8 protein-coding genes are annotated in these 18,533 nt (G+C 61.8%); 4 read left to right on the top strand and 4 right to left on the bottom strand.

The features are described from left to right. Positions 1-13: 13 nt before the first annotated feature. Positions 14-1,789: a bifunctional diguanylate cyclase/phosphodiesterase gene (locus tag ABWY06_RS05435; protein ID WP_353924551.1), complete on the bottom strand. Its 1,776-nt coding sequence runs from the start codon at positions 1,787-1,789 to the stop codon at positions 14-16. An 89-nt stretch (positions 1,790-1,878) separates the two neighbouring features. Further along, a complete protein-coding gene (locus ABWY06_RS05440; RefSeq protein ID WP_353924571.1) occupies positions 1,879-3,957 on the bottom strand; it encodes a carboxy terminal-processing peptidase in 2,079 nt (692 codons plus the stop codon). 137 nt (positions 3,958-4,094) lie between these two features. Here ABWY06_RS05440 and ABWY06_RS05445 point away from each other — a divergent pair, with 137 nt between their 5' ends. The 3 genes from ABWY06_RS05445 (at position 4,095) to ahpF (ending at position 7,693) form a co-directional block, all read left to right on the top strand. Further along, entirely contained in the window at positions 4,095-5,057 is a 963-nt protein-coding gene (locus ABWY06_RS05445; protein ID WP_353924552.1) for a zinc-binding dehydrogenase, read from the top strand. A 261-nt stretch (positions 5,058-5,318) separates the two neighbouring features. After that, positions 5,319-5,882: an alkyl hydroperoxide reductase subunit C gene (gene ahpC, locus ABWY06_RS05450; protein WP_353924553.1), complete on the top strand. Its 564-nt coding sequence runs from the start codon at positions 5,319-5,321 to the stop codon at positions 5,880-5,882. Positions 5,883-6,136: 254 nt separating this feature from the next. After that, positions 6,137-7,693: an alkyl hydroperoxide reductase subunit F gene (gene ahpF / locus ABWY06_RS05455; RefSeq protein ID WP_353924554.1), complete on the top strand. Its 1,557-nt coding sequence runs from the start codon at positions 6,137-6,139 to the stop codon at positions 7,691-7,693. 105 nt (positions 7,694-7,798) lie between these two features. On the opposite strand, the gene ABWY06_RS05460 is transcribed toward ahpF, so the two are convergent. Continuing rightward, positions 7,799-7,996, bottom strand: a complete 198-nt coding sequence (locus ABWY06_RS05460) for a hypothetical protein (RefSeq protein WP_353924555.1) — start codon at positions 7,994-7,996, stop codon at positions 7,799-7,801. 126 nt (positions 7,997-8,122) lie between these two features. Further along, complete coding sequence (locus tag ABWY06_RS05465) at positions 8,123-8,719, bottom strand: DUF6151 family protein (protein ID WP_353924556.1); 597 nt, start codon at positions 8,717-8,719, stop codon at positions 8,123-8,125. A gap of 570 nt (positions 8,720-9,289) precedes the next feature. On the opposite strand from ABWY06_RS05465, the gene ABWY06_RS05470 reads away from it, so the two are divergent. Continuing rightward, positions 9,290-18,343: a putative Ig domain-containing protein gene (locus tag ABWY06_RS05470; protein ID WP_353924557.1), complete on the top strand. Its 9,054-nt coding sequence runs from the start codon at positions 9,290-9,292 to the stop codon at positions 18,341-18,343. Positions 18,344-18,533: the final 190 nt, after the last annotated feature.

Here is an 18,533-nt window from a genome sequence, read left to right on the forward strand (position 1 = left end):
GCTGCGTCCTGTTCTACCCCGCGAGTTGCCCGTCGGGGCTATGCTCGGCGCTGTCGATCAGGTGCAGGCTGTAGCCGGGTACCCGTTTGGCCTGGCGTTTGGCCTCGGAAGCCAAGGCCGCCAGCTGCGCGGCATCGAACCGTGCGCCGGTGCCGCTGTCGAGTTTCACCACGCCCAGCGACAGCGACAGCAGCGCGAACTCCTGGCGCTGGCCCTGGCGGTTGTACTCGGTGAAATAGCCGGCTTCGAGGTGCTCGGTGCGGTAGAAGCGCCGGCATTGGCTCTGAAAGTTTTCCAGCAGGAAATGCAGGCGTCCACGCCAGTCCGGACTGGCCAGTACCAACATGAAATCGTCGCCGCCAATATGACCGACAAAGTCCCGGTTGGAATCGATCCGCTCGTTCAAGCACTGCGCCAGGCAGAGCAACACCTCATCACCCTTGGCATAGCCGTAGAGGTCGTTGAAGGGCTTGAAGTTGTCGATGTCCACATAGCAGATGACGGCGTCCAGGCGTTGCTCCAGTAGCCGCTCCAGGCACTGCTGGATCGGCACGTTACCTGGCAGCGCGGTCAGTGGATTGGCGTGGCGGGCCTGCTGGATCTTCTGCTCGGTTATCAACTTGAGCACATCGATCACTCGACCCAGGCCCTGATAGCCGCCGTCCCGCGTGATAATAAAGTCCTCCTCGATGCGCTGGCGGGCGCGGCTGGTCAACAGTCGACTCACCTGTTGCAGCGATTGCCCGCACTCGACCGCCAGGAAGTCCCTGGACATCAGGCGGCTGATGGGCTTGCGGGCGAACAGATCGGTGGCGAAGGGCTTGAGCAGGGCGGCCGAGAGGGCGTGGTGGTGAACGATACCCACTGGTTGGCCGCTGCTGTTCAGCACGGCCAGGGAGTTAAGGTTGGCCTGGGTTCGGAACAGCTCGAGTACCTCGGCGATGCAGCAGTTCTGTTCGACGACCGGGCATGCCAGCAAGAGCGCCTGCAAGTCCTCGCCGGGGGGTGTCAGGACTGGCAGCCGCTGGGGCACCGGCAGCAGGCTCTGGGCCTCCCGAGGGGGCTGTTCCAGGGGGCGGCTGAGCAGGTAGCCCTGCACCAGGTCGACGCCCATTTCACTCAGCAGCTGCAATTCCTCGAGTTGTTCGATGCCTTCGGCAATCACCTGGGCGCGCGAGGCCTTGGCCATTTGCAGGATGGAACCGACGAATTCGCGCTTGACCGCATCCTGGTGGATGCCTTCGATGAAATGCCGGTCGATCTTGACGTAGTCGGGTCGCAGTTCCGACCACAGACGCAGGCTCGAGTAGCCCGCCCCCAGGTCGTCCAGCGCGATCGAGAAGCCCATGGCGCGATAGTGGTGCAGGGCGGTATCCAGCAGGTCGAAGTCCTCGATCGGCGTTTGCTCGGTCAGCTCGATCACTACCCGGCTCGGTTCGATAGCGAACTGGCGCAGCAGTTTCAAGGTGCGCCCTGGCTGGTGTGCCGGCTCGAGCAGGGATTCTGGTGAGACATTGAGGAACAGCTTGCCTTCCAGCTGCAGCTCGCCAAAGCGCCGACAAGCGCTTTGGCGACAGGCCAGTTCCAGCTCGCTCAAGCGTCCGGCACTGCGGGCAATGGCGAACAGCGGAATCGGCGAGTGCAATGAGCTGTTGGAGGGGCCGCGAGTAAGGGCCTCGTAACCGAGGATGCGTCGTTCAGCCAAGGAGACTATGGGTTGGAAGAGGCTGTGCAGGTCACCGCTGGCAAGTATTTGGCCGAGTGCGTGCAACTGCTCATTGACGGTCATGGGCGTGGGTCCTGAAAACGAAGGGGCCCCGGTATCGCTACCGGCCCCTGCATTTCACGACAGAACGATGACCCTTTGATGACGCTCGGTCAGTGTTTGGCCACTGCCGGACTCAGACCCAGATAATCGATCAGGATGCGGCCGGTCTCCGCCAGCTCGGCGTCGTCCTCGGGTTTGATTTTCTCGGGTTTGACCGGCAGTGCGTCCTCGTCTTCCTTTTTCAGCTCTTTGAGCGGGTCCTCGCCCTTGCCCTTGCGCCGGCTGTTTTCCATGGCCAGTTGCTGGCTTTCGATGCTGGCGTGCTGAGCCCGACGTTGCGCTTCGTTCAGGCTTACGCTGGTTTCCAGCATCAACTTCTGGGCGAGTGCCAGGCGTTCACGGATAAAGACGAATTCCGGGTTGTTTTCGGTACGACTGTCGTGACGTTTTTTCAGCTCGGCGAGGAAAGGTTTGAACGGATCCAGCTCAGGCTTGATCGCCGGCCGGATGCTGTCCCATGGCATGGCTTCGGGCAACGAGCTTTCGCCAATCTCCTTGGTGTCCACCACCGCCGGGTACTCGATGTCCGGAATCACGCCCTGGTGTTGGGTACTTTGTCCCGACACCCGGTAGAACTTGGCCAGGGTCAGCTTGAGTTCGCCATGGTTGAGTTCCTGGATGGTTTGCACCGTGCCCTTGCCGAAGGTCTGGCCACCGAGAATGAGTGCCCGGTGGTAGTCCTGCATGGCACCGGCAAAAATCTCCGAGGCCGAGGCTGACAACCGATTGACCAGCACAGCCATCGGGCCCTTGTAGAAGATCCCGGCGTTTTCATCGGCCAGCACGTCCACCGCGCCATCGCTGTTGCGCACCAGCACGGTCGGGCCTTGGTCGATAAACAGGCCGGTGAGTTCGGTGGCTTCCTGCAGCGAGCCGCCGCCGTTGTTGCGCAGGTCGATGACCACGCCGTCGACTTTTTCTTTCTGCAATTCAACCAGCAGGCGTTTGACGTCGCGGGTGGTGCTCTTGTAATTCGGATCGCCGGCGCGGAACGCCTTGAAGTCCAGATAGAAGGCGGGCAGTTCGATCACGCCAAGCGTATAGGCGCGCCCTTCGTGCTGCAGGTGCAAGATGGATTTCTTGGCCGCCTGCTCCTCCAGCTTGACCGCTTCGCGGGTAATGGCCACCACCTTGCTGGTCATGTCGTTGGGGGCATTGCTGGCCGGAATGACCTCCAGGCGCACCAGAGAGCCTTTGGGGCCACGAATCAGTTTGACCACCTCGTCCAGGCGCCAACCGATCACATCGACCATCTCGCTGCTGCCTTGGGCGACGCCGATGATCTTGTCGGCAGGGGCGATCTGCTTGCTCTTTTCCGCCGGCCCGGCGGGCACCAGGCTGACAACCTTGACGTTGTCATTGTCGCTCTGCAGCACCGCGCCAATGCCTTCGAGCGACAAACTCATGTTGATGTCGAAGTTTTCCGCGCTGTCCGGCGACAGGTAGTTGGTATGGGGGTCGTAGGTCTGCGCGAAGGCGTTGATGTAGGCCTGGAACACGTCCTCGCCCCGGGTCTGGTCCAGGCGCGCCAGCTGGTTCTTGTAGCGCTTGACCAACAACTCCTGGATGGCCTTGGGGTCCTTGCCGGCGATCTTCAGCCGCAGCACCTCGTCCTTGACACGTTTGCGCCAGAGGTCGTCCAGCTCGGCACTGTCCTTGGCCCAGGGCGCATTCTCGCGATCGATCAACAGGCTGTCGTTAGCCGTGAAGTCGAAGTTTTCGACGCCTTTGTCCAGTTCGGACAGGGCAAAGTTGAGCCGTTCCCTGAAACGTTGCAGATGGCGTTTGTAGATGGTGAACCCTGGGTTGAGGTCGCCGCTTTTCAGCAGGTCGTCGAACTGCGTGCGCCACTGGTCGAATTCGGCGATATCGGCGGCGCTGAAGTAGCTACGCGCCGGGTCAAGCAGCTTCAGATAGCTGTCGTAGATCTTCACCGAGCGCTCGTCGTTGAGCGGTGGCTTGTTGTAATGGTGGCGCTTGAGCAACTCTACGACGTTGATACTGGCCGTCACCTGCTCGCGATCGGGTTGCAGGTAGTCCCAATTGCCTGGACTGACAGTGGCCCACAATGACGAGGCGCTGGCGGCCAGGACCAGGGCGAGGGCGGTACGGGGAATGAAGCGCTGCATGCTGAGTCGACGCGGAGGCAATTGATAACGCATATTAGGCCGTCTTGAGGGGCGCCGGTTCCATGTGAACCTGGCCGCATGATGCAAAAACCCGGCGCTTGGCACCGGGCTCAGTCCGATCTCACTATGGAGGCAGCGTGAAGGCATTGCAAGGCGTTGAAGGGCGTGTGGAGTGGGCGCAGCGGCCAAGTCCGGTCTGCGACGTGGGGCAGATTCGCATTCGGGTGGCGGCCGCAGGCCTCAACCGCGCCGACCTGCTGCAGCGCGCCGGCCTGTACCCGCCGCCACCCGGTGCCAGTGACATCCTCGGCCTGGAGTGTTCCGGCATTGTCAGCGAGGTGGGAGCGGGCAGCGCCTGGCAGGTCGGCGATCGGGTCTGCGCCTTGCTGGCCGGTGGCGGCATGGCCGAGGAAGTGGTGGTCGATGCCCGTCACGCCCTGCCCGTGCCGGACGGCCTGAGCCTGGTCGAAGCCGCGGCGATACCGGAGGTGTACGCCACGGCCTGGCTTAACCTGTTTCAGTTGGGTGGCTTGAAACCCGGCGAGAAGGTGCTGTTGCACGCCGGTGCCAGCGGCGTCGGTTCGGCTGCCATCCAGCTGTGCAAGGCCTTTGGCAGTCCTTGCTGGGTCAGCGTCGGCTCTGCCGAGCGCCTGGCCTATTGCGAGGCCTTGGGTGCCCAGGGCGGCGTGATGCGCGGCGAAACCCTGCAGAGCCTGCGTGATTTCGGCCCTTTCGACCTGATCCTCGATCCGGTGGGCGGCGAGTACGCGGCGTTGAATTTGCAGTTGCTGGCCCTCGACGGACGTTGGCTGTTGATCGGTTTGATGGGGGGGCGCGAGGCGTCGTTCGACCTGGGGTTGATGTTGGCCAAGCGGGTTCAGCTGACCGGGTCGACGCTGCGCAGCCGTGATGAGCAATTCAAGGCAGACCTGTTGGCGGACCTGGGGCAGCAGGTCTGGCCCTTGTTTACCGAGGGCCGCCTGAATCCCCAGTTGGCCAAGACCTTTGCCGCGGCAGATGCCAATGCCGCGTTCGACGAACTGGCGACCAACCAGGTCGCGGGCAAGCTGGTGCTGCGGATCGATGACAGCTTGAGTTAATGCTGTACATGTGAATATGCATCGATCGTTCCCATGCTCCGCGTGGGAGTGCAGCGGTCGATGCATCAGCGTCGGGGTGCCCAACAATGGCGTGAGGTGTATGAGCGGGGCCGCGCAGCCACGAGAATCTTGCCGAGTTAAGGGTGACAGAGAGTTCGATTAGGTAAATCAATCAACTCGATGCCTTCAATCAATAAGATCTTTACCGCCATCTGACTTAAGATTCCTCCTGTCGTTTTCCAACCCATGAGGATCTTGCACATGTCTCTGATCAACACCGAAGTCAAACCTTTCAAAGCCAACGCGTTTCACAACGGCAAGTTTATTGAAGTCACCGAGCAATCGCTGAAAGGCAAGTGGTCTGTTTTGATCTTCATGCCAGCCGCCTTCACCTTCAACTGCCCGACTGAAATCGAGGACGCTGCCAACAACTACGCAGCCTTCAGCGCGGCGGGCACCGAAATTTACATCGTGACCACCGACACCCATTTTTCCCACAAGGTCTGGCACGAAACTTCCCCAGCCGTCGGTAAGGCCCAGTTCCCGCTGATTGGCGACCCGACCCACGCCCTGACCCGCGCGTTTGGCGTGCATATCGAGGAAGAAGGCCTGGCGCTGCGCGGCACCTTCCTGATCAACCCGGAAGGCGTGATCAAGACCGTGGAAATCCATTCCAACGAAATCGCCCGCGACGTCTCCGAGACGCTGCGCAAGCTGAAGGCTGCCCAGTACACCGCCAGCCACCCGGGTGAAGTGTGCCCAGCCAAGTGGAAAGAAGGCGAAGCCACTTTGGCGCCGTCGCTCGACCTGGTCGGCAAAATCTAAAAACGGGTTGAAAGCTGCTGCGCTCGGCTATGCAGCGTTGAAATCAGACTCGGGCTTGCTCATTTACAGCTCGTAAACTCCGCGCCCTCGTCTGATTTCGCCTTGCCTAGCCTTCGCTCGCGGCGCTTTCAATCCCTTTTCTCAGCCGAACCATGCGCTTGAGGGCTGTAACCCAGCCCTGCCAGTGCCCTAACGCCCGGGCGTGAACCGCTCGGGCGTTGTTGTCTCCGAATTTAGTAAAAAGGAACCCCGTTATGTTGGACGCCACGCTTAAAACCCAGTTGAAGGCCTACCTGGAAAAAGTCGTTCTGCCGTTCGAGATCGTCGCGTCCCTCGATGACGGGGCGAAATCCGAGGAGTTGCTCGCGTTGCTGCAGGAAATAGTCGGCCTGAGCGACAAGATCGCCCTGAAAACCGACGGCAGCGACCGCCGCACGCCGTCCTTTGCCCTCAACCGTCCAGATGGCACTATCGACCTGCGCTTCGCCGGCATTCCCATGGGGCATGAGTTCACGTCCCTGGTACTGGCCCTGCTGCAGGTGGGCGGCCATCCGTCCAAGCTGGATGCCGCGACCCTCGAGCAGATTCGCGCGATCGAAGGCCAGTTCCACTTCGAGAGCTATTTCTCGCTGTCCTGCCAGAACTGTCCGGACGTGGTTCAGGCGCTGAACCTGATGGCGGTGCTCAACCCGAATTTTCACCACGTGGCCATCGATGGCGCACTGTTTCAGGACGAGGTCGAGCAACGCCAGGTCATGTCGGTGCCGAGTATCTACCTGAACGGCGAACTGTTCGGCCAGGGCCGCATGGGTGTCGAGGAAATCCTCGCCAAGCTCGACACTGGCGCCAGCGCCCGTGACGCCGAGAAACTCGAGGCCAAGGCTGCCTTCGACGTGCTGGTGGTCGGCGGCGGTCCGGCCGGCGCGGCCGCGGCCATCTATGCCGCGCGCAAGGGCATCCGCACTGGCGTGGCCGCCGAACGCTTTGGCGGCCAGGTGCTCGACACCATGGCCATCGAGAACTTTATCTCGGTGCAGGAAACCGAAGGCCCGAAACTGGCCCGGGCGCTGGAAGAGCATGTCCGCCAGTACGAGGTGGACATCATGAATCTGCAGCGCGCCGCCGCGCTGATTCCGGCCACTGAGCCTGGCGAGCTGCACCAGGTGCGTTTCGAAAACGGCGCCACCCTGCGCGCCAAGACGCTGATCTTGGCGACCGGTGCGCGCTGGCGGGAAATGAATGTGCCGGGCGAGCAGCAGTACCGCGGCCGTGGCGTCGCCTACTGCCCGCACTGCGATGGCCCGTTGTTCAAGGGCAAGCGGGTGGCGGTGATCGGCGGCGGTAACTCGGGGGTGGAGGCAGCCATCGACCTAGCGGGTCTGGTGGCCCATGTCACGCTGATCGAGTTCGACAGCCAGTTGCGTGCCGATGCGGTGCTGCAGCGCAAGCTGGCGAGCCTGGCCAATGTCACCGTCGTCAAAAGCGCCCTGAGCACCGAAGTCCTGGGTGATGGTCAGAAGGTCAACGGCCTGGTTTACCGAGACCGCACCACCGAGGAGATGCACCGGGTCGAGCTGGAAGGGATTTTCGTGCAGATTGGCCTGTTGCCCAATAGCGACTGGCTCAAGGGCAGCATCGAGCTGTCGCCGCGCGGTGAGATCATCGTCGATGCGCGTGGGGAGACCTCGGTCCCGGGTATCTTCGCTGCCGGCGATGTGACCACTGTGCCTTACAAGCAGATCGTCATCGCCGTGGGCGAGGGTGCCAAGGCCTCGCTAAGCGCCTTCGACCACCTGATCCGGGCGGTCTGATCGTTGCAGCTACCACCCCGTGGATCTGTCGCACGGGGTAGGTTGGGTTGAGCAGGCTGTGGTTCAGTGTCGGTTAAGTGTCGGCCCCTGGCCTGTTGGCTACAGTCAGAGCTCGAATAAAAAGGGCGCAACCAGCAGTGCGCCACCTACCGCCGCCAGCCCCCACGGGTTTTCGATCAGGTAGGGATAGACACACAGCGCTACTCCGCAGCCCATCGCAACCGGCCGTCCTTGCTTCTTGCCATAGGTGAAGTAGGCCAATCCAAAGACTCCGGCGAACAGGCCAATGATCAGGGTTTCCAAGCGCTGCTCCTTGATTGATAGCGGTCGGGGGGGCTTCGTAACGGTTTGCAGGCGACGCCACGGGCACTCTAAGACAAGGCTCAGGGACCTCCTGCAGCCACGGGTCTCGCCCTCGGGTGACCTCGCTCAAAGCGCCTGCCGCAGGCGCTGCCATTGCACCGGGCTGAGGACCTTGGGCGCCTTGATCGGCTGTCCGGTGGTGGCGTCGAAAAAGGCGGTCTGCCGGTAGCTGCCGTTCAGGCGTGCCCGCAGTATCAGCCCAGCGACGCGCAGCATGCCTGCTAACAGACCGTGGCGGGGCGGCTTTGGCTCGCCCTTGGCCGAGCCGGTGTTCACCTGCATGCGCACCGGCCCGAAGGCCTGTTCCAGCTCGACCGGTGTCAGCTTCAGGCAGTCGGTGATCAGCCCGATAAACGACACTTTAGGTGTGGCCAAGGTATTGCCGATCGGCGTCTGGCAGCAGCTGCTGTACCAGCGCAGCATGCCGTTGTCGGTCAGGCGCATACACGCCAGGTGTTCCACACCCTCGCTGAACCGCAGGTGCCGGGGTTGGGTCTGCAGCACCGAGGAGCCCCCTTGGGCATCCAGCAATTGGTCGGCGCGGCCGAGGAAATGCGCGAACGCCTGGCAATCAGCACAGAAACAGACCGCGTGATTGACCCAGGCATGCTGATCGAGATCACCCTTTAGCTTGCCGCACTGGCATTCAATCCGGTGGTTCATGATGCAATTACCTTATGGCCGTTCTTGGTAGAACCCAGGCAGATTGTCGAGATCCTGGACGCAACGCCATGGAAGCGTGTCACCGGTGCTAACGTCAACGCTTGCTTCGCATCGACGCACCTAGCGTTGATCCGCTTAACCAGCTCAAGGCCGGAATCGAAAAACTGTGCGTTGGTACAGGTTCGCGGCACGCAAAGTTCAGCCACCCTTGCCGGCCTGTGTACGGCCACGCATTTTCATCATGGGGCTCAGGACAGTCTGGTGAGGGTCCTGTACGCTTTTGTCAGTTGTTCAATAATTGTTGCAGGGATGTCGGATCGCTTTCAAGGGAACTGAGATGAACGCTTCTTTTTTCTGCGCGGACCTTGCCGGTCTACGCTGCGCTGCTTCTCCTTGGATGAAGCGGGCGCCACCCCTGGCTGCAGGTCCATCGAGACCATTCGCCGAGTCCCCCATGACGTTACCACCGGTCCTCCGGATCGCCTGGTGCCGTCCTGCCTGAATCCTTCCGACATACGAACTAAGTCCTGCGTCCCGTGCAAGCGGTTGAGGCAGCTTGAAGTAATTAGCATGGGTTATCGAATGAACTTCCGCTGCAATCTGCGCAACTGCCTGGGCCTGGCCAAGTACCTATTCGCCCTGGTGCTGGTGACGAGCGCCAACCAGGGTATGGCGCAGGCGAAGTTCACCCAGGAGCGCTTGAGCCTGTTCGCCACCGCCGTCGGGGGCACTGCCGAAGACCGTCGCATCCCCGAGGAGTTTGCTGGTTTAAGGGTATTGGGACTGGAAACCAGTTTTGTACGGGTCAAGGACGATCCTAATGAGCTCGAGTGGCGTTGGCTGATCAAAAATGTCAGTGGGAAAAGCCTCGCGGGGCTTCGTTTTACCTCGTTGCTCGACAGCGATCTTTCTGCCGCCGACAACACTTTTTTCAATGAGCTGGCCGAAACGTCGTTTCTTTCCGCACCCGCCGAGCATATCGCGGCCGATAAATGGGAGATCAGTGAACTGGGGTATTACTCCGGGGACCTGCTGGCGCGTGCGGTCAGTGGCAATTTGCAGAATCTGTCGGCTTTCTCCCTAGCCGACCCCGACGATGTAGCCATCGCTCATTCGTTGCTGGTTCCGGAGCTCAAGGCGGGCCAGACCGTAACCCTGACGGCCCGCTATGCGGGCGCGGCCGGCGCGGGGACGCTGCACGCCGATGTCGAGGGTGGGGGGGAGATGCACTTCCAGTTTTACGCCAAGTTGGCCGCGGCACCCTGCGTAGGCCCCGGTTGTCCGCCCGACCCCAATGACCCGAACAACCCGGGCAATCCCCACGGTGGCGGCATAGTTCCGGTACCCGGCCTGTCCGGGTACGGGCTGCTTGCATTGGTGCTGTTGCTGCCGCTGCTGACGCGGATTCGCCGTCGTGGCAGCGCCCCGTTTGCTGTTCCTTTGGCGATGATCCTGCTGGTTGGTTCGGCGAGCGTGGCGACCGATGCCCAGGCGATTTTCGACAACGGCGATTTCGAGAGCAAGGGTTTCGACGGCTGGACCAAGATCACCGGCAGCAACCCGGGCCTCAGCGGCAACGCGCCGTTCTCAGCCACCAGCATCAATATTGGCGGTGGCGGTGATGCCACGCTGTTCAGCATCGTCGATGGCACACTCGACCCGCGCGCGCCTCACCTGATCCTGGCGCGCCAGGGCAACCTGTCGGCGAAAATCAATGACGAGGTCAACGGTGCACGGCTGAACGCCGTCAGCCAACGGGCACGAGTGACCGAGGCCGATCGCGACCCGGCCGATGGCCGCCTGCACTTGCGCTTCAGTTATGCGGCGGTGCTGGAAGACCCGGCTCACGGGCCTAACGAGCAGCCGTACTTTCACGTTCAGCTCAAGGACCTGGCCAGCAACGTCACCTTGTACGACGATTTCGCCTATTCCAACCAGCCGGGGCGGGTGTTTTTCACCACCATCTACCAAGGCAGCACCTGGCGCTCCACGCCCTTTATCGACGTGGATATCCTGATCCCGGAAACCAGCCTGGGTCAGGAGTTGGAGATTCGCACCCTGGCCGCCGATTGCTCGGCCGGCGGTCACGGCGGCTACGTCTATGTCGATGCCTTTGGTTCGCTGGCCATCCCACCTCAGGGCAGTTGCATCAACGACCTGGAGGTGCGCGGCAAGCCGGGCAATATCCAGCTGACCTGGAGCGACAACGGTGCTGCGCAGTACGCCATTTACCGCGCCGAATCGATCCTGGGGCCCTATGTGCGGGTGGCAACCACCAGCTCCCGGCATGCCACCTGGCTGGACCGCTCGGTGCAGGCCGATACCCCGTATTACTACAGCGTGCGCGCCCTGGACGTGGACGGTCACGAGACCTGTGCCTCCGGCGAAATTGCCGGCGTTGCGCCGAAGCACTGGACGGTCGGCGATCCACTGAATCGCGCGCCGTATTTCACCAGCCAGCCCCCCTTGTCGCTCGACCTGCGCGACCGTTACCGCTATCAACCCCTGGTTCAGGACGCGGATCAGGATACCCTCGCGTTCACCCTGCATCATGCGCCGCTGGGCATGACCCTGGGCAGTCAGGGCTTACTGGAATGGCAACCTACCGCACCTGGTATCTACCGGGTCAACCTGGGCGTCGAGGACGGCCACGGGCATGTGGCCGGCCAGGCCTTCGCGGTCAACGTCACCGATGGCAATCGTGCGCCGGTTATCACCAACAAACCGCCATTGCGGCTACCCGCCGGTAGAGCATTCTCCCACCGGATCACCGCGACCGATGCCGATGGCGATGCGCTGCTGTACAGCATGGCCAGCCAGGCACAGGGAATGAGCATCGATGCCAGCGGCAATGTTCACTGGTCCAACCCGCAGCCCGGTCGCTACCCGATTACCCTGCTGGTCAGCGATGTGCGCGGCTTGCGCGACCGCCAGCAGCTGGTTGTCGAGGTTGAAGGCAAGCCGCATTTTGTCTCCTTACCCGTACTCAACGGCACGTCCGGCATGCCGTACCAGTACCGGGCGTTGGCCAAGGACGATGATGGCGACGCCGTGACCTATGCCCTGGTCAAGGGCCCGACGGGCATGACCGTGGACGCCGCCACCGGCCAGGTGCAGTGGCTGTCCGGTACCGTTGGCGACTATGAAGTCAGCCTGCAGGCGACCGACCCAAATGGCAACACCGGGCTCCAGGCATACCGGATCAAGGTGACTGATACAGCCAACAACGCGCCGTTGTTCACCAGCAGTCCGCCCACCGCCGTGGCGTATCCCGCGGTCTATGGCTATCAGGCAGCCGCCACCGATGCCGATGGCGACAACCTGACCTGGTCGTTGCGCACGGCACCTGCGGGGATGACCCTCGATCCGGCGACCGGCAAGGTCAGCTGGAAGCCGGGCATTACCCTGGCCGGTGCCTTTGCGGTGGAGATCGAAGTCGCTGACGGACGCGGCGGCAGTACCCTGCAACGCTTTGTCATCAGCGTGGCGGCCTTTGGCAATCCGCCCCCGACCATCAGCAGTACACCGTCGTCTCAGGTCACCGCTGGCGTTACCTATGGCTATGCGGTTATCGCCCAGGATCCGGCCAGCGAGGCGCTGACCTACCGTTCCAGCGAGGGTCCGTCTGCTGTTCAGATGGTCGGTAATCAGCTCAGCTGGCCCACCACCGCGGCCGATGTGGGGTTGCACACCCTGGCGATCGAAGTGATGGACGCCGCGCACAATAAGGTCACCCAGCGCTGGCAGGTGCAAGTCGTGGCGGCGCCCACCAACCAACCCCCGCAGATCGACTCAACGCCAGGACTGGTCGCCGCGGTGGGCAGCCCGTACCGCTATCAGTTGAGCGCCACCGATCCCGAGGGTGACAGCTTGACCTTTAGCCTGGTCAGTGGCCCTGCCGGCATGCTGATGATGCCTGGCGGCGAAGTGCATTGGACGCCCAGCGCCGCTCAGACCGGCAGCCATTCGGTCAGCGTGAAAGTGCTCGATAGCCAGGGCGCAGGGCAGATCCAGACCTACAGCCTGAGCGTGCCGCTGGCGACCAACCGGGCGCCAACCATCGTCAGCGCTGTGGTATCGCGTGCCGCGCCGGGGGCTGCCTATGGCTACCAGGTGGTGGCCCAGGACGCCGATGGCGATAGCCTGACGTACCACTTGAACACGGCCCCGGCGGGCATGAGCTTGTCCGCCAGCGGTCTGCTCGCCTGGAGCACACCGGTGTCCGGCGCGCATCCGGTGGCGCTGAGCGTCAGCGACAACCGCGGCGGTACGGCAACTCAGAGCTTCACCCTGCAGGTCGGTGGTGCCAACACCTCACCGACCATCAATAGCCAGCCCGTTACCCAGGGCAGCGTGGGGCAGGCCTATCAGTACGCGGTGCAGGCCAGCGATGCCCAGGGCGATACGCTGAGTTATGCGCTGAGCGGCGCGCCAGCTGGATTCGCCGTATCGTCGAGCGGCGTGATCAGCGGGACCGCCGTCAGCGAGGGCAGCTACAGCCTCAAGGTTGAGGTTTCCGATGGCCAGCTCAGCGCCCAGCAAAGCTGGACCCTGACCGTCAGGGCCGCCGTGGTCGCCGAATTTGCCGCGACGTTCAGCGCCAGTCCGCGTTTTGTCCAGGCCGGGCAAACCGCGGTCCTGCAGCTGCTCCCCACGGGGGGCAAGGCACCTTACAGCGTCGATCAGTTCACCGTCGACGGGGTCGCGGTACCCCTCGACGCCAGCCTGAAACATGGCTTCGCGTCGTCCGTGCTCGGTCGACATGCGGTCAAGGCGGTGCTGCGCGATGGCCAGGGTAAAACCGTCACGCTGGTGGATTGGTTCTCGGTCGTCGATCCGGCGGATGGCGACAACCCGGTCGCGGTGATATCCGCACCGGGCGACTCCAGCGATATCAGCGTCGCTGACGTGCTGGCACCCACCGTAATTGTTGGTACGGCGACCGATAGCCAGTTGGCCGACTACAGGCTCTTGATCTCGCCCGCCGGTCAAGGTGACTGGACGGAGCTCAATCGCTCCGAGACTGGCGTCAGCCACGGCGTCCTGGGCGCCTTCGATCCCGAAACCATCGCCAATGGCTTGTATGACATTGCACTGATCGTACGCGACCTGTCGGGCAAGGAAAGCAGCGCCAAGATCACCCTGGCGGTGCAGGGCGAGCGCAAGACCGCTCCCTTGGCCTTGACCTTCGAAGACCTGTCGTTCGAGGTGGAAGGTCTGCCGCTGAAGGTGCGCCGTACCTATGATTCCCTCAAACGCATGCAAAATCTGGACTTCGGTTATGGCTGGAGCGTGGATTACCAGGACCTGTGGTTGCAGACCAATGGTGTGCTTGGTCGCAGCTGGGTTCTGCAACAGGTGGGGAGTGGTTTCAACCGCAAGATGTGCGTGACCCCGGGCGGTTCCAGGGTGGCTTCGGTGCGGCTGCCCGACGGTGGCCTTGAACAGTTCGAAATGCGCGCGAGCCCGGAATGTGTCTCGGTTCTGCAATGGGCGTCCAACCCCACCGTATCTCTGGCTTTCACCCCGAAAGCCAGCAATAAAAGCGGCTCCAAACTGGAAGCCCTGGGTTATGGCGACATCCGTGTCAATGGCGGTGACCTGTTCGACATGGGCACCACCGATACGTTTAACCCTCGCCAGTTCCGGCTGACCTTGCAGGACGGTACCGAATACCAGCTGCGCCAGGATTTCGGCATTGAGCATATCAAGGACCGTGCGGGCAACACCCTGCAATTCGGTAAAAACGGCATCAGCCATTCCAGTGGCTGGTCGTTGGCCTTCACCCGCGACGGCCAAGGCCGCATCACCGCCATAGACGGCCCTGGTGGACGCAGCTATCGCTATGCTTACGACACCGCCGGGAACTTACAGTCAGCCACCGACCCGTTGTCGATTACCTCGCGCTACAGCTATACCAACGCAAAAGTGCCTCATGGTCTGACCGACTACACCGATCCCCTGGGGCGGCTGGCGCTCAAGACGGAGTACGACGAGCAGGGCCGGGTGGTCAAACAGACCGACGCCGAGGGCCATGCGGTGGTCATCGTAAGTGACCCAGCCAACCGCAAGCAAACCATCAAGGACCGCAACGGCAATAGCACAGTCTATGCCTATGATGAACGCGGCAATATCAGCAGTGTCACCGATGCCAAGGGTGGTCTGACCCAGTACAAGTACGACAGCAGTGACAACGAGATCGAAGTCGTTGACCCGCTGGGACACAAGATTACGCGGACCTACGATAACCAGGGTAACGTGACACGCGAAACCGATGCATCGGGTCGCAGCATCGCCACCAGCTACTCCCCACAGGGTCAGGTCGCCTCTTTCACTGACTCGGCGGGGCAGGTGACGGTTAACGGTTTCACCCAGAATGGTGAGCTGAGTACGATCACCAATGCCGCGGGGCAGGCTACCAAGCTGGCTTATCTGCCCTCGGGCAGTTTGGCGAGTCTGGAGGACGCTGCAGGCAATACCACCGCCTACAGCTACGCGACAATCAACGGTGCGACGCTCAAACAGAGCGAGACCCTCGCAGATGGCAGTTTGACCCGTTTCGGCTACGACGCCTCCGGTAACGTCATCTCCACCAGTCAACCGGTGAAGCTGGCGCCGGGGCAGCCTGCGGTCACTGTAGACACGACCAAAACTTACGACGCCAAAGGTAATCTGCTGAGCCTGCGCGATCCATCCGGCAACCTTACCCGTTACCAATACGATCCATTGGGCCAGCGGATACAGGAAACTGATCCGCAGGGTCGGGTAATCCTGCATGCTTATAATGCACGCGGCGAGCAAACTCGATCCAGCTATCCGGATGGGCGGGTGGACACTTGGGCCTACGACAATAATGGTAACGAGACCGACAGTTGCAGCGGCGACGGCAGTCTGTGTCGGAAAACCCTTTACGATGCGCTTGACCAACCCACCCAGGTCACCGACCCCATGGGGCATGTCGTTTATAGCAGTTACAACGCTGCTGGGCAGCTGGAAACCAGTACCGACGCCCGCGGCGCTTTGACCCGCTTTACCTATGACGCCTCTGGTCGTCAAACCAGCGTCACCGATGCTGCTGGTAACCAGAGTCGCCTGGAGTACGACCTGGCTGGCAATCTGGTCAAGGAAATCGACGGCAACGACCAGATGACCTTGCACAGTTACAACTTGATCAATCAGCGTATCAGCACCGAGTTGGCCAACGGCAGCAAAGTGGTGTTCGGTTACAACGCCGCAGGTCAGCGCATCAGTGAAACCGATGCGCTGGGTGCGGTCGTGACCTTTACCCACGATCCACTGGGTCGTATTGCTTCGGTGACCGATGCCCTGGGTGAAGTCACCAGTTACCAGTGGAACGAACAGGGCCAGTTGCTGAGCCAGACCGATGCCGAAGGTCGGCGTACTCACTATGGCTACGATGTGGCCGGGCGACCGGTCAGCCGAACCCTGCCCGATGCTCAACAGGAGCGCCTGGAATACGACGCCGTCGGACGCCTGGTGGCGTACATCGACTTCGACGGGCTGCGGTCCACCCACGGGTACGATGCGGGCGGCAAAGCCACGCAAACGGTTCGCAGCGATGGTGCCAGCCTGAGCCGCAGCTATGACGTCCACGGTCGGTTGGATGGCCTGACGGACAGTGCTTATGGCAGCCAGGGTTATGTCCTGGACGCCAATGGCCAGGTGACAGCTGAGCGCACCACCCACACCAGTGCGCTGCTCGGTTCGGACCTTGCGGCCGACCTGGCTTACCAGTGGGATGAGAATGGCAACCGCGCCGAGCTGGCCTGGGGCAATCAACGGATCCAGGTTAGCTACGATCCGCTGAACCGTGTGCAGCGGTTGACGGCGCCTGATGGCGGAGTGACCACCTTCAGTTACGACGCGGCGGGCAATCGCAGCCAGGTTGCGCGAGCCGACGGCAGTCGCAGCCAGTACCGTTACGACGCGGCCAACCGGCTGCTGGGTATCGAACACCTGCGGGCCGATGGCAGCATCCTGGCGCAGTTCGATTACACACTGGATGCCAATGGCAAGCGCAAACAGGTGGTGGAGCTGATCAAGGGCTCCGCGACCCATGCCCGCACCCTCAGCTATGTCTATGACGAAAGTGGCAAGCTGCTGCAGGAGCGCGTTGTACAGACCTCGCCTACGGCCCTGGACCGCACGGTCAGCTACCAGTACGACGCGGTGGGCAATCGCCTGCAGCGCAGTGTCAGCAATAGCGGCCCGGTCACCCAGTACCGCTACGACGGCAACGACCGGCTGATCCAGGAAGTCGACAGCCAGCTGGGCACGACCGATTACGCCTGGGACGCGCGGGGCAACCTGAGCCAGAAAACCAGCCCCGCCAGGACCCTGCGTTACACCTGGAGTGTCGATAACCTGTTGCTCAAAATCGAGGACGGCAGCAAGACCATTGCCTACGGCTACAACCCCCAGGGTCGCCGGATCAAGCGTGTGGTCAGTAACGGCAGCAGCCAGACCGAGACCCAGTACCTGATCGACAGCCAGCGTCCGTACAGCGAAGTGTTGGTTGAGCGCACCCGGGTCAATGCAGGTGCGTGGCAGGAACGCTGGTACGTGCACACGCCGGACGGCGCGGGTGAGTTGCTGCAGCACCGGCAAGGTGCGCAGAATACCCTGTACCTCGCCGATGGCCAGGGCTCAACGCGGCTGGCGCTGACGGGCAACCAGGGCGATGTGTACCACTACGACGCCTTCGGCGCCCAGCAGACGGGCAGCGCGGCCGCTGCAGTCGCTCATGGTTACACCGGCGAGTTGTTCGATACCGAGACCGGGTTGTACTACCTGCGGGCACGCGACTATGACCCGCGCCTGGGTCGTTTTATCTCCATGGATGAACACCCCGGCGCGCGCAAGATTCCGCTGACCTTGAACAAGTACCTCTATGGCAACGCCGACCCGGTCAATCATATCGATCCCAGCGGTAACTTCGGCTTGGCTGATAGCATGGGAGGGATCAGTGGCATGGCGCAGATGGCGGCCATGAGCATGGTGCGCATGGAAATATCCAGTATGTTCTCCCAGGCGTTGTTGTCGCCGGTGCTAAACGCCGCAGTCGAACGCTGGAGGGGAGGGCCGGATTCGGTAGCCTTTGGCAATGCGGGGATGGCGCAAATCCTCACCAGCCTGGCCCTCCAGTGTAAACTGTCAAAAAGCAAGTGCTACCTCAGGAAAATCCCGGTCATCGTCAATGGGATGTCCAGCCCGCAGACCTCCACGCATATCCTGGATTCGCTAATGGGTAATGGCGGTACCTCCTCTGAAGTGCCTTACCCGCTGCCCTTCATCTTGATCAAAGGCCCAAACCGTAACGACGTGAGGCCGAGCATCAGAAACAGCTCGACGCTGTGTGGCAATCGACCCATAGGGTATGACTGCGACGAGTACCCCTATGCATCCACTTACAATGGCGGTAACACCATGTATAACCTGGGTGGCGTTTCGTTGCGAGGCGTTCCAGGGTCGGACAACAAATCGCAGGGCGGCTCACTCGGCCAGTTCTATCGTCGGTATAAAATTGGCAAAGGCGATCCTTTTATCAATCTGGCTTTGCCTTTCTTTCCAGGATTCTCCTTCGATTATGATCGCAAAAAATAATCGTGCGCATGAGCGGACCGGCCGAGCGACCGAGGCAACTCGGCTGTCCGCCCTGTCCGCCCGGCATGCGGGTGAGAATGCCGCTATCCAGGATTCACTGGCGCTAAAACGGGCATACGGTAACGCCAGTCGCTGCAGAGAAAGGCGGCGAGCCTGATTTACACTCGCGGCGGCTCCATAGGGTATCGCC

Source organism: Pseudomonas sp. (assembly GCF_040514055.1).
Lineage (GTDB): Bacteria > Pseudomonadota > Gammaproteobacteria > Pseudomonadales > Pseudomonadaceae > Aquipseudomonas.